Origin of the sequence: Salmonella sp. NW884, assembly GCF_051700745.1 — a bacterium.
Taxonomy (GTDB): Bacteria; Pseudomonadota; Gammaproteobacteria; order Enterobacterales; family Enterobacteriaceae; genus Salmonella; species Salmonella enterica.
The window spans coordinates 147,869-169,642 of record NZ_JAMMDE010000005.1 but is presented as its reverse complement, the minus strand read 5'-3'; the positions used below and the strand labels follow the sequence as shown (position 1 = coordinate 169,642).

Below are 21,774 nucleotides of genomic sequence, written 5' to 3'. Positions count from 1 at the left end.
ACTCAATCAGGCGGCTGTGATCGCCATACGTTGTTCGCGGTTTAAACCCTGCAATGCGGAAACATCAACAATCAGCGCGACGCTGCCGTCGCCCAGGATCGTCGCGGCGGAAATCCCCGGTACCTTGCGATAATTGCTTTCCAGATTTTTGACCACCACCTGGTGCTGACCGATGAGCTGATCGACCAGCAGCGCGTAACGGCGTCCCGCGCTTTGCAGGATCACAACAATGCCCTGCGTGGCTTCGGTTTTCGCCCCGTCCACGTCAAACACTTTCCACAATTCGACCAGCGGCAAATACTCGCCGCGAACTTCCAGAACCCGTTCGCCGCCCGCCAGCGGATGAAGATCCTCTTCACGCGGTTGCAGCGACTCCATCACCGCATTTAACGGCAGGATAAAAACTTCCCCCGCCACGCGAACCGACATCCCATCGAGGATGGCCAGCGTCAGCGGCAGCAGAATACGAATCGTGGTGCCGGAGCCTTGTTTTGACTGGATCTCAACGTGACCGCCCATCTCCTGAATGTTACGTTTCACCACATCCATGCCAACGCCGCGACCGGAGACATCCGTGACCTGTTCCGCAGTTGAGAATCCCGGCGCGAAGATCAACATGCCTACTTCATCGTCGGTCATGTTTTCATTCACCGCCATCCCCTGCGACATGGCCTTCGCCAGGATACGCTCACGGTTAAGCCCCGCGCCGTCATCGGTCACTTCAATACAAATATTCCCGCCCTGATGTTCTGCGGAAAGAATCAGATTGCCGACAACATTTTTCCCCGCCTCAAGGCGTTTTTCCGGCATTTCAATCCCGTGGTCGAGACTGTTGCGCACCAGGTGTGTCAGCGGGTCGATAATGCGTTCGATCAGGCTTTTATCAAGTTCAGTGGAGCTCCCCACCAGCGTCAGCTCTACCTGCTTGCCCAGTTTGCCCGCTAAATCGCGTACCAGACGCGGGAAACGGCTGAAGACGTACTCCATAGGCATCATACGAATCGACATCACCGACTCTTGTAAGTCGCGGGCGTTACGTTGTAACTGCCCCATACTGGTAATGAGATCGCCGTGGTTTACCGGGTCCAGCTCGTTAGAACGCTGGGCCAACATTGACTGGGTAATCACTAACTCGCCGACCAGGTTTATGAGCTGATCCACTTTCTCTACCGCCACGCGAATGCTGGTGGACTCGCGTTCACGCGCAGGTTTTTCACGCCCCGCATGATGTTCATGGGCCGCGCTTTTGGCGGCTGGCGCAACGACTGCCGGAGACGCTACCGGTGCTACCTCGGTTTTCTCTTGCGCTTTTTCAACCGGCGCGGTGACCACTTTTTCAAAAGCGATCTGATCGGCCTCGATGACAAAACAGAGCACCGCGACAATGTCATCTTCCGCGACGCTGCCATCCAGAGTTGCCGACAGTGAATCCGCCCCCTTAACGACATCCGTCAGAGTAGCCAGATTGCCCAACTCTTCTTCAAGCAGATCGACCTCATTGGCTTTCAACCGTGAAAGTACAATGCGCAGTTTACTCTCGTCACGAGGCGATTCGGTTTCGGCTACGCTCTCTTCCTGGATCGCCGCGCTTAGTGCCGCGGTTTCTACGACCGCCGGCGTGGTTTCGCCTTTCGCCTCCAGCGCCAACTGGCGTAGCGCATTGCAGATATATTCGAAGCTTGCGGCATCCGGCTCTTCGGAGTTTTTATAGGCGTCGAGCTGTTCCTGCATAATATCTTTCGTTTCCAAAAACAGGTTGATAATGTCGGTATTGAGCTGCATTTCACCGCGTCGGGCTTCATCCAGCAGGTTTTCCATTAAATGTGTGGTTTCCTGCAGAATAGTGAAGCCGAATGTGCCCGCGCCGCCTTTAATGGAGTGCGCCGCGCGAAAAATGGCGTTCAGTTGTTCAGCGTCCGGGGATTCCGGCACCAAATCCAGCAGATGCTGCTCCATATCAGCCAACAGCTCGTCAGCTTCATCAAAAAATGTCTGATAAAAATCGCTAATATCCATGCTCACGCTATCACCTCGGTTCCGCTTTTGGCGATGTGGGTACGCTTGCCGGCGGGGCTGCCGCAGGCTGTTGTAATACACTTACCGGCTCATTCTGGCTTTCAGCGTTTTCATGCAAAATGGCCTGTTCCGCCTGTTTGTTTAACACCAGCAGGCTTATACGACGGTTGATGGCATCATCAGGACCGCGATCGCTCAGCCGCATCGTGGCAGCCATGCCAACCACCCGTAATACTTTTCCGTTATCCAGCCCGCCGGCGACCAGTTCGCGACGCGAGGCATTGGCGCGATCGGCGGATAACTCCCAGTTGCTATAGCCTTTTTCGCCGTTCGCGTAGGGAAAGTCATCGGTATGGCCGGCCAGGCTAATGCGATTAGGTATACCGTTTAACACTGGCGCAATCGCACGCAGGATATCGCGCATATACGGCTCAACTTCGGCGCTGCCGGTTTTAAACATCGGGCGGTTCTGGCTGTCGATAATCTGGATGCGCAACCCCTCCTGAACTAAATCAATTTTCAGATGCGGACGTAACGCGCGCAGTTTGGGATCGGATTCGATCAGTTGATCCAGATCGCCGCGCAGTTTGTTTAAGCGACTCTGCTCCATCCGTTTTTTCAGCTCGTCGATATTCGGCTGCTTTTCCACTTCACCCTGCTGTTGGGTGTAATCATCGCCGCCGCCTGGTATCGGGCTCTCGCTATTGGCAATCCGATTCCCCCCCGTTACCGCGGTGGCCAACGGCGTACGAAAATATTCGGCAATCTGAATTAATTCTTTAGGGCTGGAGATGGAAATCAGCCACATCACCAGAAAAAAAGCCATCATCGCCGTCATAAAATCGGCGTAGGCAATTTTCCAGGAACCGTGCGCCCCGCCGCCGTGCGGTTTGTGCCTGCGGCGTTTTACGACGACAATGGGATGAGCCTGATTTTTCATGCTTCCTCAGTCGTCTGCTGCTGGTTTGGGTTTCTTACTGCACGAACGTGTTCTTCCAACTCAATAAACGATGGACGCTCACTGGAATAAAGCGTTTTACGACCAAATTCCACGGCAATCGGCGGCGCATAGCCGTTCAGATTAGACAGCAGTGTAATTTTTACGCACTGCATCATCTTGGTGGTTTCGGCGCTCTTCTGGCGCAAAACGGTCGCTAACGGTGAAATGAATCCATAAGCCAGTAAAATACCGAGGAACGTACCTACCATGGCATGGGCAATCAGCGCCCCCAACTCCGCTGCCGGACGATCGGCTGAAGCCAGAGCGTGAACCACCCCCATTACCGCCGCGACAATACCAAAGGCAGGCAGCGAATCCCCCACCATCGCCAGACTGTTGGCCGGGACTTCCGCCTCGCTTTCATGGGTTTCAATCTCTTCATCCATCAACGCTTCAATTTCGAACGTATTCATGTTGCCGCTGATGATCAGGCGCAGATAATCGACAATAAAATCAAGCATTACCGCATCGGCCAGAATACGCGGATAACTGGCGAAGATTTCACTCTCTTTCGGATTTTCAATATCGCGTTCAAGGGAGAACATCCCCTGCTGGCGTGATTTGGCCATCAGGCGATAGAGCAACGCCAGCAAATCCATGTACATAGATTTTGTGTATTTCGAACGACGAAATAACAACGGGATCGCTTTCATCGTGCCTTTGATGGCCTTCCCGTTGTTGCCGACAATGAACGCCCCTATCCCCGCGCCGCCAATGATGACCAGTTCAGCAGGTTGATAGAGTGCCCCAAGGTGTCCGCCGGTCATGACATAACCGCCGAAAACTGTACCGATAACCACCAGGTAACCTAATAAGATAAGCACGACATCATCCTTCCGCTGTTGACTATGACAGGATGCGCAGTCGGGCGATTAACGCGAAGGCAAGGCAAAAAAAAGCAGCGGTAATGACTTACCGCTGCTGGAGTGTTTGTCCACACCGTTTCGGTTAAACAGCCTGTTCGATCTGTTCATCCAGCAGTTGTGGAATAATATCGGCAGCATCTCGGGAAAGTTTACGTCTTTTTACTGCGCGGGATGGCGGCTGGCATAAACTACACGCAAAGCTGCCTACGGGCTGATGCGCATGGGTAATAAAGTTCCCACCGCAGCAGTTACAGCTCGACAATTCAAGCAACCCACTTTCAACAAAACGCACCAGCGTCCATGCGCGAGTCAGCGCCAACAACGGCCCTTCAGGCGGTTGCGGACACTGCTCAAGGTAAAGCCGATAAGCTTTAATCACCGCATCCACACCGCTGCATAAACCGGTCTTCAGTAAAAATTGCCAGGCGTTGCAGAACATGGAGGCATGAATATTTTGCTCCCAGGTCATAAACCAGTCTGTCGAAAATGGCAGCATCCCTTTAGGCGGCGGGCTACCGCGTAATTCTTTGTACAGCCTGATGAGGCGACCACGGCTGAGCTGTGTTTCGCTTTCCAGCATTTGTAGACGAGCGCCAAGATTAATCAACTCCATCGCCAACTGGATATCGCGAGCTTCCTGAACAATGCTTTTTTCACTCATTATCATGCCCTTTTCTTACGCGCCGTATCGTCCACTTCATTGAGCAAACGCGTTGAAAGCATGATACCTGTGTGAATCTGCTGTAAATCATCGACGCGCGAATCCTGAGTCAAACGGGTGATCGTCTGATGATCGTCAAACCGGAAATGACAAACTAACTGGTTCGTCTCCGCCAGTTTGACCATCTGCGGCAGGGTCAACGCGCCCAGTGTGTTTGCCATCTCTTCGTTGATACCGAGGCGGAACATCGCAGATGCTTTGTCCTGGACGATCAAACGCTGTGCAAGGAGTAAATATGACAAATTGATGTCATAAATGTGTTTTAGCAACTCGGATGTATGCATTGTTCCCATCCAGAATAACCAACTTTATTTTTGTGCGACGTAGCCGCACCCCGTGATGTCGCCGGGAAGGCCCGGTAAAAGAAGCAAAAAGGTCAAATGCATAGCAGCGCTCAGACATTATGGACATTGTGACGTATAACGCAGCCTCCCACTGAGATTCGCCTTACACGTTTACATCAATTTTTACAAATGCCTAAGATTTTTCCTAATTCGACGCAACTCTACTCGTCAGCTTCGTGACATACAACGGAGCGGGACGGCGATTTTAGAAAATATGTGATGTAGATCACATAATTTAACGGAATACTTACGATAAAACCATCAGCATGGCTTTTACTTTGTTTAATTAATAACCTAATGTTCACTTTTTCTATTCCACACTGCTGAATAGGGGTACGTCAACACCAAATTCTTTTTTGTTTCTCTCTGTTAAAATAACGCTAGGATAATAGATAACAGGCTATTATTTCTATTTTAGAAACGCTTTTATTTTACCTTTAGTAAACAGTAGCTTAAATATTAAACGTTATTAATTAATCTCGTCACAGCATACGCCCTCCGCTGTTAAAAATAAGCTCATTTGATTTAACTTTTAGCTTTCATTGTTCACCCATTTAAATGAAGCATCCTGGTGGTGTGTAAAAAGTGTCTTATGCCACGATTCTTTACATAAGAATAATTAATGATTAATTATGATGTCCTTCACATTAATGTGGCATTAGCGCATTGCAGAAATGCGATAAACAGAGTAAAGCTAAAGCACGATCTCATATTCTTGCAATCAAGGAGCGAGTTATGAGCTACACCCATATTCTTGTCGCCGTTGCCGTCACCCCGGAAAGTCACCAGCTACTGGCTAAAGCTGTCTCTATCGCCCGCCCTGTCCAGGCGAAAGTAAGCCTGATTACTCTCGCTTCCGATCCTGAACTGTATAACCAGTTCGCCGCGCCCATGATGGAGGATTTACGCGCGGTTATGCATGAGGAGACCGAGAATTTTCTTAAGATGCTGGGGGAAAAGGCGGATTATCCGATTGAACAAACTTTCATCGCATCAGGTGAGTTAAGCCAGCATATTTTGGCTGTGTGCCGCAAACACCATGTTGATCTGGTCATTTGCGGCAACCATAACCATAGTTTCTTTTCGCGCGCGTCCTGCTCGGCAAAAAGTGTCGTCAGCGCCAGCCAGGTAGATGTGTTGCTGGTACCGTTAGCGGGCGACTAGTCGCCGCTCGCGATATTTCAGGCCAGCTTAGGAAACGTCGCCACGTTGTTCTGCTGCTGACGCTCAGGGCTACGCGGCGTGACCTCCTTTAGGTCATGAATAAAACGTTCCTGCCAGCGGTTAATGTCATTTTTAACGATCACGTCCAGCATTTCCGCATGGCGCGAAATACGCTCGGCAAGGGGCATCGTTAACGCACGATTGAGCGCCGCCGCCACGTCATCCCGATCGTAAGGATTGACGATTAACGCCGACGTCAGTTCATTCGCCGCGCCGGCAAACTGTGACAGTACCAGTACGCCAGGATTAGCGGGGTCCTGCGCGGCGACAAACTCTTTCGCCACCAGGTTCATCCCGTCACGCAACGGGGTGACGAGCCCGACGTCTGAATAACGGAATATCTTCATTAACAGTTTACGGTCGAAATGCTGATTCAGATAATAGAGCGGCGTCCAGCCCAATTGTCCATATTTCCCATTAATCCGGCCTGCTTCCGTCTCAAGCTGGTGGCGAATATCCTGATATGCCTGTACTTCGCCGCGTGACGTAGGCGCAATTTGGGTATAACGAATTTTTCCCCGATGCTGCGGGTAGTTTTCCAGTAGCGCTTCATACGCCAGAAAACGTTCCGGCAGCCCTTTCGAATAATCCAGCCGCTCAACGGAAAAAATATTCTTCACATTTTTCAGTTCCGCCTTGAGCTGCGCCAGTTTAGGCGGCAACGGCCCGGCAGCCTGCAGAGCAATCTCATCGGGCTCAATACCGATAGGATACACTTCTGTCTGGAAGTCTTTACCCCACGCGATATGCTGCTTGCCGCTGCGAGTCGTGACTCGCGTTTGACTCGAAAGGCTATCCAGAAAAGCCAGGCGATCATTTTCGGTCTGGAACCCGAGCAGATCAAAGTCACACAACTGCTCCAGCAGTTCATCATGCGGCGGTAAAGCGTTAAAAATCTCCGGGGTCGGGAATGGAATATGCAGGAAAAAACCAATTCGGTTGTTCACGCCGCGTTTACGCAGCTCGCTGGCAAACGGTAACAGGTGGTAGTCATGCACCCAAATGATGTCGTTCTCTTTAATGAGGGGCAATAACTTATCCGCTAATAACGCATTCACCCGCATATAGCCTTCCCATGCAGGACGCTGAAACTGTACCAGGTCCAGACGATAGTGGAACGCTGGCCAGAGAACCGCATTGGAAAATTGACAGTAATAATCTTCGTAATCTTGTTCACTCAGGTTAAACGATGCCCAGGTAATATTACCTTTTGTCACCTTTTTTAATGGCTCATCCTCGTTACCTGTCTCGCCACTCCAGCCGAACCACAACCCGCCAGCCGCTTTTAGCGCGCCAAGCACGCCAACGGCGAGGCCGCCGGCGCCGCCTTTATTATCCGGGGGGGCAATTCGATTAGATACTACGACTAAACGACTCATAGCCATCTCTCCTGTTATTCATTACTTGTTGTTCTTGTTGTGGATAATTGATTTGTTCCAGCCAGCGCCAGACATCGGGTACGCTTTCCAGCCGCCATGCCGCCTGAGTTGCCCCGACGCCCACTTTTACGGAAATTCCGCCAGCGTGATTCACCACGCCAAAGCCAGCCTCATCGGTCAAATCGTCGCCCACAAAAACGGGAATCCGTCCCGCAAAGGGCGCCTCCTGCATAAAGGCGGCAATGGCTTCGCCTTTATTGGTTCCCTTAGGTTTGATTTCCATAACACATTTACCAGGCTGCAACGCCAGTTGCGGCCAGTGCTGCGTAACGTGTTGCGCAAGCGCCAACAGCGCCGCTTCATGTTCCGGAGCCTGACGGTAGTGCAACGCAAACGCCATCCCCTTCGTCTCCAGCTCCGTTCCGGGCAGCGCTACAAGCGTCGAACGTAATAACGCCTCCACCTCACGGACTACCGCTTCAGGAAGGCGCACGATATGGGTTTTACCATTGATGTCACGACGCTCTGCCCCATGAACGCCAGCGAGCGGAAAGCGAAAAGGCTTCGCCAAAGCATCCAGCTCAGTCATTGAACGCCCTGAAATCAATGCCAGTGCCCCTGCGTTGTGCGCCGCGAGACGGTCTAACAACTGAAGGATTTTATGCGGTACCACTACCTGATCGGGATGAGGCTTTATCTCTGCCAATGTGCCATCAAGGTCAAAAAAATACGCATAGTTCGCAGTGAGTTCGGGGGATACGGTTAACGGTTCTGCCACCCTGGTCTCCTCCTTATCATCATATTGAGACTCACAAACGGTCTCATTAGTCATGTAAGTATAGACAGTGTGACGCTGCTCGCCATTTAGAAAGACCATCGCCAGCCGGGGTAGCGGCTGGCGATGACGTGAAGCTATACTGTTTAGTTGAGTGTTAATTCATCAAATCATACGCTTCGCTTTTTGCTTATAATGGTCGAAGATAACTGCTGCCAGAAGGATTCAGCCGCGAACCACGTACTGTGCAAAAGGTGAAATGTTGAGCAGGTTCATCGCGTTCTCCACCGTTCCTGATATCAGTACGCTCGCCACCACATATGAGACTTTTCCGAGGCCGCCTTTCAGGAATCCCCCCCTAAGACACACGCAGAAATAACGATTAACTCATAACCCAGGGAAGTAATTGACCTGCTTTAGCGTTTTTTATGTAGGGTAAAATCAAACGATTCTTGTTAGAGAAGACGTAAAACGGTGCACTGTCTTTCATTCATTAGATAAATGCTGATGGCAGGAATAGTTTTAGCGGAAAATGACATAACCCAGAGCGAATTCATCAGCCAAAAGGCAGGAAAGCCAGCACATTAATCCATAACATCAGCCAGCTAATCCTTACGGCCCTGGGTGAATAACGATTACCAGGGATAATAGATATGTTCAGCCTGTTCGCGAACCGGCGCATCGTCTCCCAGCAGTCTGGCGGAAAGGGTTAGCGCGAAATCAAAGACATGACCCAACCCTTTGCCGCTAATTAAATTACCATCTTCAACCACGGGCGCATCCACATAGACACCTTCCGGAACCGCTTTCCACAGATCGCCGGAACAGACATAACGACGCCCCTTCAGCAATCCGTGAGCACCCAGCACCCTTGCCGCCGCGGAACAGATAGGACAAATTAATTTGCCTGCCGCATCATGACGCGCAACGAAAGCGATCACCGCCGGATTAGCCGCCAGATTAGCGCTCCCCTGCGGACCGCCCGGTAGCACTACCGCATCGAAAAGCGCCTGCTGGCGTTCACTCAGCGTGCTGTCCGCAACCATAGGAATATCATGGTAACTCACCACCGCCCGTGATTCAGCACACGCCAGCGTTTCGACGTCGATATGCAAACGTCGCAGAATATCAAGAGTAACAATGGCCTCTGCTTCTTCAAATCCTGGTGCCAACAGCACCGCGACCTTTTTCATTGACTGCTCCTTGTTAACGAGTCACCCATCAAAACTGCGCTCAACCGAATAACGTGCTCGTATGATTAATGACATTAAAAATGATCTACCGCAAAATCGGCTAGTTTATAAAAACAGGAATATTTGCTCTCAACCGTTTATGCGTGTGATATCCAGACTGGCTAATGTTTATTTTATTGAAATTACCATACTTGAAAGGCTTAACCCATGATCTGAAACAACGTTTCATAAATTACAAATCTATATAATATCATTTAACTTTCAAATGGTTGTAACTGCTCCGCACCAAAAATCATTACACCTGAAAAAATCACACCGCTAAAAATGTAAAAAAAGATAAACAATTGCATTTAAGGATTTTCTTATTTTTATTGACGCGCTATTCTCATTACCGATCGATAAACAGGAAATGAGATCGCATAAGGGACTGGCGGAACGGAGTTCTTCTGCTAAGAGTATTTATTGTGCATAGAGGTAAGAATGTGACAACGGCCCGTTGCATTCTCGTCTGTCATGCACATCAACACTTTCTGGAAATAAGGATATTGTTATGGCAGCTGTAGGAATGGTTCAAAAGCTCAACACGCCAATGAACCTTGAGTTTTACGCATCAAATCTTTACCTCCATCTAAGCGAATGGTGTTCTGAACACAGTTTAACAGGCACCGCCACCTTTCTTCGTACCCAGGCGCAAGGCAACGTGACGCAAATGATGCGCATGTTTAATTTTATGAAAAACGCCGGCGCCACCCCTATCGTTAAAGCCATTGACGTTCCGGGTGAAGAGCTCTGCTCTCTGGAAGAATTGTTCCAGAAAACCCTGGAGGATTATCAGCAACGCGCCAGCACGCTGTCGCGTCTGGCAGATGAAGCGAAAGCGCTGAATGATGCCTCAACGCTTGATTTTCTCCATACCCTGGAAAAAGAGCAGCAGCAGGATGGCGTACTTTTACAAACTATTCTCGAAGAAGTTCGCAGCGCTAAACGAGCAGGGTTATGCCTGGCGCAAACCGATCAGCATCTCCTTAACGTCGTGACCTATCAGCATCACTGATAGCGGCACCCCGAGCGACAATATTGAGACGTTATTAGCCGGATAGCAACGCGAAGCAGCTTATCCGGCCTACACCGTTTCTGGTCTGTTTGCCAGAGGTGGCGCCTGTCGCTACTGGCGTATTATCGGCACATCATGCCAGCCGACAGGCGCGAAACGTCTCTGTCTTGTCCGGGCATTACCCCAGTATCTCACGTACAAACGCTTCTATTTCTTTATTCTGGCCGTTTTCAAACAAACATTGCTGGAAACGCGGCCCTGAAACCGCCGTTTTAACCAGTTCAGGATCGATAGCCCGCAGTGTATCCAGATAATTCTCTTTGACGACCGCGGCCTTAACCTGATTCAAAATGCCCGCATTGCGTACCTGCGGCGCTTTGCGCTCAGGCGGATACCCCTCGCCTTTACGCCCGGTAAACGCTTTTTCAAAGATGAAACGCACGTTCAGCTCAGCGCCCCAGCCAAAGCCTTTCGCAAATGGCAGGGACAACGCATTGCCGTTGTTGATCTGCGCAAACAGAAAAGCATCTGCCGGATCGATGCAATAGCCACAAATGACACCTGGATGAATATTTAACGACATCAGCGCGCCCTGCCCGGTGCCACAGCCAGTAACCACAAAATCAACCGCGTTTGCATTAAGCAAAATACTCGCCATGATGCCTAAATGAATGTACGTCAGGTGATGGTCATTTTCGTCGCACATGCCGACATTAAAAATGGGAAATCCCTTTTCATTGGCGACGGCGCTAAGTTCGTTATAAATGATGGCATTTTTGCTGGCCTGGCTATTTTCCATCATCAGTGCAATTTTCATCGTGTTCCTCCTGAATACAGACGGCCACGCCTGCGTAAATCATGACGTTTTGCCCACACTACACACTTAAGAACACGCATTCAAATTTAATGAAACTAAATTTCATTAAATGAAGAGACGCTCACACATTTTCTGTTCCCGCTGTAAACCTCCTGCCGTTACCTTTAATCAAGGCGAATCCGTAAGTTATTCCAGCCATTGACGGTGCAAGACACGAGGTAGCATGGTCTGATACCGAATTGTCGGAGCGATTTTATGAAGCCTCTTATTTTTACTCTTTCACTGCTAGCCCTGACGGGATGCACCATTACTCGACAAGCGCAGGTCAGCGAAGCCAGCCCGATAAGCGGCATCGTGCGCCTGACGTATAACCAGCCGCTATTTTTTACTTCACGGACAGATGACTATGTATCTCACGGGACCGCAACACGCGAATGCCAGCAGATGGGCTATGCCAATGCCGTTTCGTTTGGTCAGCCGGTAGGAACCTGTAGCATTTATGCGGGCTCGTTGTGTCTGAACACCCGATTTACCCTCTCCTGGCAGTGCCGGGGCGTTGCCGTCCCGCAAATCATGCCGCTTTATTATTAAGGCGGCTGGCTTAACGCCGACACCATGTACAATGGAGGAGAGTGCAGGGTCGCTATTGCCAGCATGAAGATGCTGGCTTTCCTTTATTTTTATACCCTATACACTGGCGTTAATGCGTTTTATTCCCATTCGTATTTTTAATAATTAAATTTAATATTTTACCTTTTGCAAATAATAAAATAACAAATTATAGTGGCGCCACATTACTGTATATCTTTTGCTATTTGTGGAGCGGAACCATGCTGAAAACAGAAATGATCGACAAACTGAATGAGCAAATGAATCTGGAGTTGTACTCCTCCCTGCTCTATCAACAAATGAGCGCGTGGTGCAGCTATCACAGTTTTGAAGGCGCGGCCGCATTTCTTCGTCGCCATGCGCAAGAAGAGATGACGCATATGCAGCGCCTGTTTGACTACCTTACCGATACCGGAAGCCTGCCGCGCATTCATACCGTTTCTTCGCCCTTCGCTGAGTACACCTCGCTGGATGAACTGTTCCGCGCGACCTATGAGCATGAGCAGCTTATTACGCAAAAAATTAATGAACTGGCTCATGCCGCAATGACCAGCCAGGATTATCCGACATTTAATTTCTTGCAGTGGTATGTGGCAGAACAGCATGAAGAAGAAAAATTATTCAAATCTATTATTGATAAATTAACGCTGGCGGGAAAAAGCGGCGAAGGGCTTTATTTCATTGATAAAGAACTCTCCACCCTGGATACGCAAAATTAATCCAACACGTCCTTACACGGTGAGACGAGCTCTCACCGTGGCGTATTAATGGCGGCAGATTTTACTCTCATGCGTTGAAAAACCGTCCTCCACGGCAATAAACTTTCCTTTCGCCGCCAGAAACGCGACCAGTTCCGCCGCCGTCATATCTGACGCTGAACAGGTGTGAAATCGTGCCCGCTCGCCAAAGCGCGCTTTTATTGCCGCCTCCAGCGAGGTATGCGTGTACTGCTCGCCAGACTCAATCATCATGTTGAGTACTTCGTGACCGTGAATAGAATCCATAACCCCTCCTGAATAAAACTCGTAGCCTAATGTGTCCTTGTGCGAGCGACTTTGCGCTAGCGCAGGTTTGCGGCGGTTGTCCGCGTCTCCTCCCATTTTCGTTTTTATGCCCGGAACTGTAAATTTTACAGTACACCCATTGTAACGACCATTTGACGAAAATAGCGTAATGCCTTACCCTGCGCCGCGGATATCACCGTTCTTTGTTACCGGGGTAGTAGAAAGCGTGAAAAACAGAACTCTGGGCAGTATTTTTATCGTGGCAGGCACCACTATCGGCGCCGGGATGCTGGCAATGCCGCTGGCAGCGGCTGGCGTTGGTTTCAGCGTCACGCTGGGATTGTTGATTGGTCTGTGGGCGCTGATGTGTTATACCGCGCTACTATTACTGGAGGTATATCAACACGTTCCGGCGGATACCGGGCTGGGCTCGTTGGCAAAACGCTATCTTGGACGTTACGGACAGTGGCTTACGGGATTCAGTATGATGTTCTTAATGTATGCGCTCACCGCCGCCTACATTTCCGGAGCCGGAGAATTACTGGCATCCAGTATTAATAACTGGCTTGGCGCCACGCTCTCGCCCGCTGCCGGAGTACTGCTGTTCACCTTTGTTGCCGGTGGGGTGGTATGTGTGGGCACCTCGCTGGTCGACCTTTTTAACCGCTTCCTGTTTAGCGCGAAGATCATTTTTCTGGTCATCATGCTTGCGTTGCTCACGCCACATATTCATAAAGTAAATCTTCTTACGCTTCCTTTACAGCAGGGGCTGGCGTTATCCGCCATACCGGTCATTTTCACCTCGTTTGGTTTTCACGGAAGCGTGCCGAGTATTGTGAGTTATATGAACGGCAATATTCGCCGGCTGCGTTGGGTCTTTATGACGGGTAGCGCCATTCCGTTAGTGGCCTATATTTTTTGGCAGCTCGCCACGCTGGGAAGTATCGACTCGCCGACATTCAGAGGGCTACTAGCCAGCCATGCCGGGTTAAATGGCCTGCTGCAGGCGCTCAGAGAAGTGGTCGCTTCGCCACATGTCGAACTGGCGGTCCACCTGTTCGCCGATCTGGCGTTGGCGACCTCTTTTCTGGGCGTAGCGCTAGGATTATTTGATTACCTGGCCGATCTATTCCAGCGCCGCAGTACGGTGTCCGGACGTCTGCAAACCGGGCTGATTACCTTTCTGCCGCCGCTGGCGTTTGCGCTTTTCTACCCACGTGGATTTGTGATGGCATTAGGCTATGCCGGCGTAGCGCTGGCAGTGCTGGCACTGCTCATCCCTGCTATGCTGGTCTGGCAGTGCCGTAAACAGAGCCCTCAGGCGGGATATCGTGTGGCAGGCGGCACCCCAGCGCTGGCGCTGGTGTTTATCTGCGGCATTGTCGTGATTGGCGTCCAGTTTTCGATCGCACTGGGGTTTCTGCCCGATCCAGGTTAATGCCAGGCAAAGATTACCGGGCCCGGACGCCGTCCAGGCTCGATAATCATCACGCTATGGCCGTTTACGAGCCATTAATGCAGGCAGCACTGCTTAAATTTTTTGCCGCTCCCGCATGGACAAGGATCGTTACGCCCCACTTTCACCTCTGCTTTTATCGGCATCTGTAGCGGCGTCGTGTGCGGATGCGCCATCCACCAGGCATGCAGCTCAAGCGCCGCGATACGGATAGCGTCAACGCTTTTATCGAACGCTTCCGGGCTCATTTTATCCAACAGCGCAAAGTTTTCTTCCGTGCCGTGTAAGGCAATCGCTTCCAGCGCCGGTTTTAGCGTATCCGGCAAGTCAGACCAGTCGGACAGCGACACTCCGCGCATGTAACCAAAGCACCATTCTTCAACAATCGTTAATTCATGGCCATCAACTTCTCGCAGGCCAAACAGCGGCTCGAACTGTTCTGGATAGTCTTCAAGCCGGGCGGCTGTGTCCGCCATGTGCTGGAACACCAGATCCATAAATCGCGTCATTTCTTTTTCAGATGTCCAGCGCGGTACGTACGCGGGTCCCCCCCATATCGCGACCAGCCACTGTTCCGGCTCGATGGGACGTGGAGAACTTAGTACCGCAGTAATCAGACCGTCCAGCTCCGCGACATCCAAAATGGCCTGATCGGTATTGTATTTCGTCAGCACATCATCCAGCCATTCCAGCTCGTTCTCGTTTAATGGTTCCATTTTCATAACGCTTTTCCTCAGTGATGACTTCCGCCTGTAGGCCTCTTACATTGCAGCGGATAAAAATAATTTTTTTGCAGGCAGTTTGGATGGCAACCATCAGGGGCTAGATTAACACGAAATGAGGAGGATTCCGGAAGTTAACGCACAAAAGGAGGATCAGGGCGCAGATTTTCCGCCAGGAAGCGCTCGCCCCACACAAAAGCGAGAGATGGGTTTCTCGCTATATTATACTCATGCTAACTTATACCACCGCCGCGGACAGATAAAACCGCCCTCTCAAATAGAGTTTATTTTCAGTAAAAAAGTGTTTAATGAGTTCGTCTACCGCTTCTCTGTCAGCAGAAAAGGTTATTTCCATAAACAGCGTATCGTACCCTATTTTGATATTTTTTTTCTTACAGTAAACACGGATCTCATCCTGCACACTCAGCAACGGCAGGCTAAATGTGTATAGCGGTTGCGGTTCTTTTTTCGCCGCTTTCTCAAAAACTTTAGTGACCAGATCCCCAAGATCGCGCTCCGACCGGGCACCGTTATTAAAATGCAATAAATTACGTCTTTTTACCACCCAGCCTCCAGCCAGATACCGCCAACAATAACTCTCACTTCAATGTGTGAGGCACATAATCACATCCAGAATCAGCTCCAGATAGTATTTCAAATAAACAGCCCGCACTATAGCGCATACTTTTTTCAGACACAGTTTACAGGGATACTCTCTTTATATCCACGAGCACGGTTGCCTTAATCATATCTTCCGCGATAACACAGTTTGTCAACCTATTCTATATAACCAAGCTTAAACAGAACCTTACCAGCCAGCGATATCAGCTCAGGATTTTCAGGATAAAAACGCAGTAACGGCAAAAATACTGCCTCACCGATAATGCTCCGGCTATTAGCATGGTTTGGGCGCAATCCCCAGATATTCTGATAAGTCATCGGCACAACCTGCCCATTCATGGTTGTGTTACCGATATACAGCATAATATGCCCTGGAATATAGACCAGCGTAGTAAACGGCTTTCCGTATCTGGTGAGATAATCGATCCGCATTTGGGGACTTTTATGACTAAGATCGACCACCCGTCCAGCAGACTCTACCTGCGCGGATGAATGTCTGGGCAGGAATATGCCAAACGGCATTAACAGGCTGCGGACTTCGGCTGAACAATCATTATAAAAGTTAAAATTTCCCCAACCGTAGGGGGCGCCGTGCATTGCTTTCATTAGCACGGCGATATTTTCCGGCGTCATTTTCCACGGCATAGCCGTAAACTCGTTACCGCTTAGCCAGACCCAATGGATAAACGCGCGACCGTTGCTGCCGCGAACTGGCGCCGCAATCAGGAACTGGCCCGCCCGTTGATGTCGGAACGGTAAAATAGTGCCCGGTCGCCCGGTGAAATAATAGACGCCTGCGGCATGGACAGAAACCGGCGCGTTGATAAATGCCCCCAGTTGCTTGTGAGCGAGCAAAACCCACTGTGTTATAAATTTCTGATCCGTACTGGCAATATCTTCACTATGAACCCAGCCAGTTACCGCTGGTGAAACGACATATTGCCAGCGTTGGTCTTTACTCTTCGTCAGCGTATAGACCGGCGTACCGGGACGCAGCGAAGACATTTGTAAATTATCAAACGGGTACCCCTCGCCCGCCTGACGGGGATCGTTAAAGAGCGGGTCGTCCGTTGGCAGCGCTCTGACTAAACTTTCCCTGACCATAATGCCTCGCCGGGAGGCATGATAGATATTGTCAATCTGCGTATCCGTATTCCCTCTAACCTCCTCTTTCCAGCGAGAGGTATAAAGTCTGAAGTTTTCCCCCCAATAAGTACTGCCGTCGCTAAGAAACTGCTTAATACTGGCATCCCGGGCCTGTGCTGCGTTTTTTTTCAGCAATGCGGTAATATAAAAATCATTCCACGGCGAGTGCGCTTCACTGTCCATTCCGAAATAATGAGATTTTAGTGCGTTAAAGTAGCGTTGTTGGGTAGCACTATCAATAACCGGAATAGTGTAATCAGCCGAGTCCGGAGGTATCCATTTATCAACCGACTGTGAATAATCCGCTAACGGAAAGCGTGTTTTTGTCGGGTCAATATAGCTCCCTGTGAGAATTTCATCTTTGGCTGTTGATCGGTTGGTCGTCTGGTGGCAAGCGGTGAGGCACAATGGTATCAATAAAACGGCCCAGGTTTTCTTTTGCATCATCATCTCCGTAAAGCGGGGAAAGCATAATATAGAGACTGACCAAAACCGCCATTCACGAAAACCCGAAATTATCTGTAGTTGACCTGTTATTAAGACAATATTGCAAAACGTGATTAAAGCATGATGCGGATCACATTACCTTATGATGAATATTAGTTCGCTATCTACCTTTAATTAAATTGTGCAGAAAATACCCCTGAACAGTTATATACTCGTTTAATTTGCATAAATACTCCACTGACCCGCCCCTGTTTTTTTCAGACAATACATACTGTAGCGCGTCAGTTCTACTTTTTTTATATACTCTGCAAAGTCATTTGCATCGACGTAGCCAATAAAATTATGTGCATCACATGTCGAAGAGGAAAGCTCACCTGGAAGAGAGTAGGTTACGATTGCACTCTCAGGCTCATACAAAATAAAAAAAAGTAGCAAAGCGCAACCTACAATCCCAATATTAATGAAGCTAATAAATAATTTTGCATTATCGGTATATTTCACTGGCAGACCTACTCTCTTTAATAAAGCAGGCATAAAACATATCAGCATTTTTTATAGAGATTAATGGATTTTATCGGCTGATTTACCCGACGTTTAGTATTTACCAGCCATAAGTTCTTGCGGGTCGGTAGCACATAACTGCTGTACTGGCAGAAATGCCGCTACCGATGTTTTTACTGTGTATCGCGCTGGAAAGTTCACGCTCGCGGTTGGCCATACAAACTGAAGGCACAAAAAAACCACCCGTAGGTGGTTTCACGACACTGCTTATTGCTTTGATTATTCTTGTCTTTCCCATGGTACCCGGAGCGGGACTTGAACCCGCACAGCGCGAACGCCGAGGGATTTTAAATCCCTTGTGTCTACCGATTCCACCATCCGGGCTCGGGAAAAATTGGAGGCGCGTTCCGGAGTCGAACCGGACTAGACGGATTTGCAATCCGCTACATAACCGCTTTGTTAACGCGCCAAATTTTTTTTGCTTTTCAGCCAGCATCCGCTTTACGCCAATGCTTTTAAACTGGAGCGGGAAACGAGACTCGAACTCGCGACCCCGACCTTGGCAAGGTCGTGCTCTACCAACTGAGCTATTCCCGCAGTATCAAGCAACTTTGTTAATCACTTGATTTTGTTATCGTCTGGCAATCAGTGCTGCCGTTCGATGCGTTGCATTCTACTTACCTGACGCACTGAGTCAACGATATTTTTCGTCACTCACGATCGTTTGCTGAAATTTGCGGCGAAACGATCACTGATCAAGCAAATCTCCACGTGCAGCGCTCAAATATTGCAACATGGACCACAATGTTAGCACCGCTGCGACAAAGAAAAGCGCGATCCCGGCATACTCTACCCAGATATTCGGACGCCACAAGAGCCACGCCAGCGCCACCATCTGCGCGGTAGTTTTGACTTTACCGATCCAGGAGACCGCTACACTACTGCGTTTGCCCAGCTCCGCCATCCATTCACGCAGAGCAGAGATAATAATTTCGCGGGCTATCATCGTCGCCGCAGGTAACGTCACCCACCAGCTATGATAATGCTCGGTGACCAGCACCATGGCGATCGCCACCAGCACCTTGTCGGCGACGGGGTCGAGGAAAGCGCCGAAACGCGTACTCTGGTTCCAGCGTCGCGCCAGAAAGCCGTCAAACCAGTCGGTAATCGCGGCAATACAGAAAATCAGCGCGCTGACCATCGGCGCCCAGGCGAACGGCAAATAAAACACCACGACAAAGAATGGAATCAGGATGACGCGAAACAGCGTGAGCAACGTAGGGATATTAAATTGCATAGTGACGGGTAACTATCTGTTGTCAGTGAAATTACCCCTATGTTGCTACAGTGGCCTCAATGTTTCAACGACCAGAAGATCTTTTCTGCCAGACCTTGCGAAATACCCGGCACTTTTGCAATTTCTTCTACGCTGGCGTTACGTAGTCCTTGCAAACCGCCCATATATTTCAGCAGCATCTGGCGACGTTTAGGCCCAACGCCTTCAATAGTTTCCAGCGTACTGGTATTTTTAACCTTCGCGCGTTTTTTACGGTGCCCGCCGATCGCGTGATCGTGCGACTCATCGCGAATATGCTGAATAACATGCAGCGCCGGCGAGTCCGGCGGCAGGCTAAACCCCTCGCCTTCCGGTTCAAAAAAGAGTGTTTCCAGACCGGCCTTTCTGTCCGCGCCTTTGGCGACGCCAAGCAGCAAAGGACGATGCTTATCCCAGGGGACATCCAGCTCAGCGAAAACGGCTTTCGCCTGGGCGAGCTGCCCTTTTCCGCCGTCGATCAGAATAACATCCGGAATTTTACTTTCTTCTATGGCCTTGCCATAACGCCGACGTAGCACCTGATTCATCGCCGCGTAGTCATCACCCGGCGTGATGCCCGCGATATTATAACGACGATACTCGGCGCGTAACGGCCCGTTAGCGTCAAATACCACACAGGATGCGACCGTTTGCTCCCCCATGGTATGGCTGATGTCAAAACATTCCATCCGCTTGATCGCAGGAAGTTTTAATACCGCCGCCAGCGCGGTCAAACGCTGCGTGATGGTGGACTGCTGCGAGAGTTTAGTGATTAAGGCCGTTGCCGCGTTGGTCCGCGCCAGCTTGAGATAACGGGCGCGATCGCCGCGCGGTTTTGTCTGGACATGAATACGCCGTCCGGCAAGTTCCGACAACGAATCGGCCAGCAGCGTTTTATCACTCAGATTAAAATCGAGCAGTATCTCGCCCGGTAGCGTGCGCATCTGGCTACCCTGCAGGTAAAACTGCCCGACAAAGGTTTCCACCACTTCGCCCAGTTCCGTACCGCCAGGTACTTTTGGAAAATAGCTGCGGCTGCCCAGCACCTTACCCTGGCGAATAAACAGCACATGCACACAGGCCATACCCGCATCAAAAGCCACGCCGATAACGTCGAGATCGTCGCCCGCATTGGAGACAAACTGTTTTTCCGTGACCCGGCGTACCGCCTGGATCTGATCGCGAATACGCGCCGCCTCTTCAAATGCCAGATCCTGGCTGGCCTTTTCCATCCGGGCAATCAGCTGTGTTAAGACCTGGTCGTCCTTACCGGACAAAAACAACCGGACATACTCCACCTGTTGCGCATACTCCTCCTCGCTGACCAGTCCTGCAACGCAGGGGCCTAAACAGCGGCCAATCTGATATTGCAGGCAAGGACGCGAGCGGTTGCGATATACGCTGTTTTCGCACTGGCGGATAGGGAAAATTTTCTGTAACAGCGCCAGCGTTTCCCGCACGGCATAGCCATTAGGAAATGGGCCGAAGTACTCGCCTTTCGCATGTTTGGCGCCACGGTGCATCGCCAGACGCGGATGGGTATCGCCGCTCAGAAAAATAAAAGGATAGGATTTATCATCACGCAACAACACGTTGTAACGCGGTTGATACAACTTGATGTAATTATGCTCAAGCAGCAGCGCTTCCGTTTCGGTATGTGTTACCGTGACATCAATGTGTTGAATTTGCGCAACTAGCGCTTCGGTTTTACGCGAAGCCAGGTTGCTGCGAAAGTAGCTGGAAAGACGCTTTTTCAGGTCTTTTGCTTTACCGACATAGATAACCGTACCGCCGGCGTCATACATACGATAGACACCGGGTTGGCTGGTAACAGTTTTCAAAAACGCCTTTGCGTCAAATATTTCACTCACTGGCTTGTTAACGTCTCCGCATTACACAGGCCATGGCGGATTGCCAGGTGAGTCAGCTCAACATCACCATGAATGTTTAATTTACTGAACATACGATAGCGATAGCTGTTCACCGTTTTAGGACTGAGATTCAGCTGTTCTGAAATCTCATTGACCTTCTGACCCTTGGTGATCATCAGCATAATCTGCAACTCGCGTTCAGACAAACTGGCGAACGGCGTTTCCGTTTTTGCAGGCTCAATCTGACTGAGCGCCATCTGCTGAGCGATATCGGAGGCGATATAACGTTGTCCGGAATACACCGAACGAATAGCGCTCACCACCTCCTGAGGCGCAGCGCCTTTGCTGAGATAGCCAGCTGCGCCAGCCTGCATCACTTTGGCGGGCAACGGGTTCTCCGTATGGACGGTCAGCATGATCACTTTGATATCCGCTGTCGATCGGGCAATTTTACGCGTCGCCTCAAGGCCGCCAATACCGGGCATGTTCATATCCATCAGCACGACGTCAACGGCGTTAGTACGGCACCATTTTACCGCATCCTCTCCGCAGCACGCTTCACCGACAACTTTAATGCCCTTTATATCTTCAAGAATGCGTCGTATCCCTGCGCGCACCAGTTCGTGGTCATCAACAAGAAGAACGTTGATCAAAGGAATATCTCCAGAATAGGGATAACGCTACTGATAGTTA

General features: G+C 50.1%; 23 protein-coding genes, 3 tRNA genes and 1 pseudogene. 6 read left to right on the top strand and 21 right to left on the bottom strand.

The window, feature by feature from the left end:
• Positions 1-6: 6 nt before the first annotated feature.
• The 5 genes from cheA to flhD all read right to left on the bottom strand — a co-directional run bounded on the left by cheA (position 7) and on the right by flhD (position 4,887).
• Complete coding sequence (cheA, locus tag NA197_RS13310) at positions 7-2,022, bottom strand: chemotaxis protein CheA (protein WP_000061307.1); 2,016 nt, start codon at positions 2,020-2,022, stop codon at positions 7-9.
• 4 nt (positions 2,023-2,026) lie between these two features.
• Positions 2,027-2,956: a flagellar motor protein MotB gene (motB, locus tag NA197_RS13305; protein WP_000795653.1), complete on the bottom strand. Its 930-nt coding sequence runs from the start codon at positions 2,954-2,956 to the stop codon at positions 2,027-2,029.
• Positions 2,953-3,840, bottom strand: a complete 888-nt coding sequence (gene motA, locus NA197_RS13300; RefSeq protein WP_000906312.1) for a flagellar motor stator protein MotA — start codon at positions 3,838-3,840, stop codon at positions 2,953-2,955. Before motA ends, motB begins: the two co-directional genes overlap by 4 nt.
• 124 nt (positions 3,841-3,964) lie before the next feature.
• Positions 3,965-4,549, bottom strand: a complete 585-nt coding sequence (gene flhC, locus NA197_RS13295; RefSeq protein WP_000605987.1) for a flagellar transcriptional regulator FlhC — start codon at positions 4,547-4,549, stop codon at positions 3,965-3,967.
• Positions 4,546-4,887 (bottom strand): flagellar transcriptional regulator FlhD, encoded by a 342-nt coding sequence (gene flhD / locus NA197_RS13290; protein WP_001518146.1) that lies wholly within the window; start codon positions 4,885-4,887, stop codon positions 4,546-4,548. Before flhD ends, flhC begins: the two co-directional genes overlap by 4 nt.
• 682 nt (positions 4,888-5,569) lie before the next feature.
• Here flhD and NA197_RS13285 point away from each other — a divergent pair.
• Both NA197_RS13285 and uspC read left to right on the top strand, forming a co-directional pair.
• Complete coding sequence (locus tag NA197_RS13285; protein WP_001597434.1) at positions 5,570-5,686, top strand: hypothetical protein; 117 nt, start codon at positions 5,570-5,572, stop codon at positions 5,684-5,686.
• Positions 5,683-6,111 (top strand): universal stress protein UspC, encoded by a 429-nt coding sequence (uspC, locus tag NA197_RS13280; protein WP_000122606.1) that lies wholly within the window; start codon positions 5,683-5,685, stop codon positions 6,109-6,111. Before NA197_RS13285 ends, uspC begins: the two co-directional genes overlap by 4 nt.
• Before the next feature lie 17 nt (positions 6,112-6,128).
• On the opposite strand, the gene otsA is transcribed toward uspC, so the two are convergent.
• The 4 genes and pseudogenes from otsA to NA197_RS13260 all read right to left on the bottom strand — a co-directional run bounded on the left by otsA (position 6,129) and on the right by NA197_RS13260 (position 9,518).
• Positions 6,129-7,550, bottom strand: a complete 1,422-nt coding sequence (otsA, locus tag NA197_RS13275) for an alpha,alpha-trehalose-phosphate synthase (protein WP_000089042.1) — start codon at positions 7,548-7,550, stop codon at positions 6,129-6,131.
• A complete protein-coding gene (otsB, locus tag NA197_RS13270) occupies positions 7,525-8,328 on the bottom strand; it encodes a trehalose-phosphatase (protein ID WP_064043329.1) in 804 nt (267 codons plus the stop codon). The genes otsA and otsB overlap by 26 nt, the downstream gene beginning before the upstream one ends.
• Positions 8,329-8,550: 222 nt before the next feature.
• Positions 8,551-8,732 (bottom strand): annotated as a pseudogene (araH, locus tag NA197_RS13265) (L-arabinose ABC transporter permease AraH); the annotation flags it as partial.
• Positions 8,733-8,960: 228 nt separating this feature from the next.
• A complete protein-coding gene (locus NA197_RS13260) occupies positions 8,961-9,518 on the bottom strand; it encodes a DJ-1/PfpI family protein (protein ID WP_000754800.1) in 558 nt (185 codons plus the stop codon).
• A 550-nt stretch (positions 9,519-10,068) separates the two neighbouring features.
• On the opposite strand from NA197_RS13260, the gene NA197_RS13255 reads away from it, so the two are divergent.
• Complete coding sequence (locus tag NA197_RS13255) at positions 10,069-10,572, top strand: non-heme ferritin-like protein (protein ID WP_000741707.1); 504 nt, start codon at positions 10,069-10,071, stop codon at positions 10,570-10,572.
• Between the two features lie 178 nt (positions 10,573-10,750).
• On the opposite strand, the gene NA197_RS13250 is transcribed toward NA197_RS13255, so the two are convergent.
• Positions 10,751-11,389 (bottom strand): RpiB/LacA/LacB family sugar-phosphate isomerase, encoded by a 639-nt coding sequence (locus tag NA197_RS13250; RefSeq protein WP_064043328.1) that lies wholly within the window; start codon positions 11,387-11,389, stop codon positions 10,751-10,753.
• 255 nt (positions 11,390-11,644) lie between these two features.
• On the opposite strand from NA197_RS13250, the gene NA197_RS13245 reads away from it, so the two are divergent.
• Positions 11,645-11,980, top strand: coding sequence for a YecR-like lipofamily protein (locus NA197_RS13245; protein WP_064043327.1), 336 nt, complete (start codon positions 11,645-11,647; stop codon positions 11,978-11,980).
• Between the two features lie 239 nt (positions 11,981-12,219).
• On the top strand, positions 12,220-12,717 hold the full coding sequence (gene ftnA / locus NA197_RS13240) for a non-heme ferritin (RefSeq protein ID WP_000920613.1): 498 nt from the start codon (positions 12,220-12,222) through the stop codon (positions 12,715-12,717).
• A gap of 45 nt (positions 12,718-12,762) precedes the next feature.
• On the opposite strand, the gene NA197_RS13235 is transcribed toward ftnA, so the two are convergent.
• Entirely contained in the window at positions 12,763-13,002 is a 240-nt protein-coding gene (locus tag NA197_RS13235) for a YecH family metal-binding protein (RefSeq protein ID WP_000377238.1), read from the bottom strand.
• A 226-nt stretch (positions 13,003-13,228) separates the two neighbouring features.
• Here NA197_RS13235 and tyrP point away from each other — a divergent pair, with 226 nt between their 5' ends.
• Positions 13,229-14,440 carry a tyrosine transporter TyrP gene (gene tyrP, locus NA197_RS13230; RefSeq protein WP_001562965.1) on the top strand — a complete coding sequence of 404 codons (1,212 nt, stop codon included), beginning with the start codon at positions 13,229-13,231 and terminating at the stop codon, positions 14,438-14,440.
• A gap of 74 nt (positions 14,441-14,514) precedes the next feature.
• On the opposite strand, the gene NA197_RS13225 is transcribed toward tyrP, so the two are convergent.
• The 10 genes from NA197_RS13225 to uvrY form a co-directional block, all read right to left on the bottom strand.
• A complete protein-coding gene (locus NA197_RS13225) occupies positions 14,515-15,180 on the bottom strand; it encodes a YecA family protein (RefSeq protein WP_000781521.1) in 666 nt (221 codons plus the stop codon).
• Positions 15,181-15,418: 238 nt separating this feature from the next.
• Entirely contained in the window at positions 15,419-15,745 is a 327-nt protein-coding gene (locus NA197_RS13220) for a glucose-6-phosphate dehydrogenase (RefSeq protein ID WP_000240837.1), read from the bottom strand.
• Positions 15,746-15,957: 212 nt separating this feature from the next.
• Positions 15,958-17,397 (bottom strand): SH3 domain-containing C40 family peptidase, encoded by a 1,440-nt coding sequence (locus NA197_RS13215; RefSeq protein ID WP_077950673.1) that lies wholly within the window; start codon positions 17,395-17,397, stop codon positions 15,958-15,960.
• A 213-nt stretch (positions 17,398-17,610) separates the two neighbouring features.
• Complete coding sequence (locus NA197_RS13210) at positions 17,611-17,943, bottom strand: hypothetical protein (RefSeq protein ID WP_058216211.1); 333 nt, start codon at positions 17,941-17,943, stop codon at positions 17,611-17,613.
• A 249-nt stretch (positions 17,944-18,192) separates the two neighbouring features.
• A tRNA-Leu gene (locus NA197_RS13205) sits at positions 18,193-18,279 on the bottom strand.
• An 11-nt stretch (positions 18,280-18,290) separates the two neighbouring features.
• Positions 18,291-18,364 (bottom strand) — tRNA-Cys (locus NA197_RS13200).
• A gap of 52 nt (positions 18,365-18,416) precedes the next feature.
• Positions 18,417-18,492: transfer RNA gene (locus NA197_RS13195), tRNA-Gly, on the bottom strand.
• Positions 18,493-18,643: 151 nt separating this feature from the next.
• Positions 18,644-19,192: a CDP-diacylglycerol--glycerol-3-phosphate 3-phosphatidyltransferase gene (pgsA, locus tag NA197_RS13190; RefSeq protein WP_001160192.1), complete on the bottom strand. Its 549-nt coding sequence runs from the start codon at positions 19,190-19,192 to the stop codon at positions 18,644-18,646.
• A gap of 56 nt (positions 19,193-19,248) precedes the next feature.
• Positions 19,249-21,081 carry an excinuclease ABC subunit UvrC gene (gene uvrC, locus NA197_RS13185; RefSeq protein ID WP_001289464.1) on the bottom strand — a complete coding sequence of 611 codons (1,833 nt, stop codon included), beginning with the start codon at positions 21,079-21,081 and terminating at the stop codon, positions 19,249-19,251.
• A complete protein-coding gene (uvrY, locus tag NA197_RS13180) occupies positions 21,078-21,734 on the bottom strand; it encodes a UvrY/SirA/GacA family response regulator transcription factor (RefSeq protein ID WP_000611323.1) in 657 nt (218 codons plus the stop codon). The genes uvrC and uvrY overlap by 4 nt, the downstream gene beginning before the upstream one ends.
• Positions 21,735-21,774: the final 40 nt, after the last annotated feature.

Coding starts and splice junctions, on each gene's coding strand:
- motB (WP_000795653.1), bottom strand. CDS start 2,956: ATGAAAAATCAGGCTCATCCCATTGTCGTCGTAAAACGCCGCAGGCAC.
- flhC (WP_000605987.1), bottom strand. CDS start 4,549: ATGATAATGAGTGAAAAAAGCATTGTTCAGGAAGCTCGCGATATCCAG.
- flhD (WP_001518146.1), bottom strand. CDS start 4,887: ATGCATACATCCGAGTTGCTAAAACACATTTATGACATCAATTTGTCA.
- NA197_RS13285 (WP_001597434.1), top strand. CDS start 5,570: ATGATTAATTATGATGTCCTTCACATTAATGTGGCATTAGCGCATTGC.
- uspC (WP_000122606.1), top strand. CDS start 5,683: ATGAGCTACACCCATATTCTTGTCGCCGTTGCCGTCACCCCGGAAAGT.
- otsA (WP_000089042.1), bottom strand. CDS start 7,550: ATGAGTCGTTTAGTCGTAGTATCTAATCGAATTGCCCCCCCGGATAAT.
- NA197_RS13260 (WP_000754800.1), bottom strand. CDS start 9,518: ATGAAAAAGGTCGCGGTGCTGTTGGCACCAGGATTTGAAGAAGCAGAG.
- NA197_RS13255 (WP_000741707.1), top strand. CDS start 10,069: ATGGCAGCTGTAGGAATGGTTCAAAAGCTCAACACGCCAATGAACCTT.
- NA197_RS13250 (WP_064043328.1), bottom strand. CDS start 11,389: ATGAAAATTGCACTGATGATGGAAAATAGCCAGGCCAGCAAAAATGCC.
- NA197_RS13245 (WP_064043327.1), top strand. CDS start 11,645: ATGAAGCCTCTTATTTTTACTCTTTCACTGCTAGCCCTGACGGGATGC.
- ftnA (WP_000920613.1), top strand. CDS start 12,220: ATGCTGAAAACAGAAATGATCGACAAACTGAATGAGCAAATGAATCTG.
- NA197_RS13235 (WP_000377238.1), bottom strand. CDS start 13,002: ATGGATTCTATTCACGGTCACGAAGTACTCAACATGATGATTGAGTCT.
- NA197_RS13225 (WP_000781521.1), bottom strand. CDS start 15,180: ATGAAAATGGAACCATTAAACGAGAACGAGCTGGAATGGCTGGATGAT.
- NA197_RS13215 (WP_077950673.1), bottom strand. CDS start 17,397: ATGATGATGCAAAAGAAAACCTGGGCCGTTTTATTGATACCATTGTGC.
- NA197_RS13210 (WP_058216211.1), bottom strand. CDS start 17,943: ATGCTGATATGTTTTATGCCTGCTTTATTAAAGAGAGTAGGTCTGCCA.
- pgsA (WP_001160192.1), bottom strand. CDS start 19,192: ATGCAATTTAATATCCCTACGTTGCTCACGCTGTTTCGCGTCATCCTG.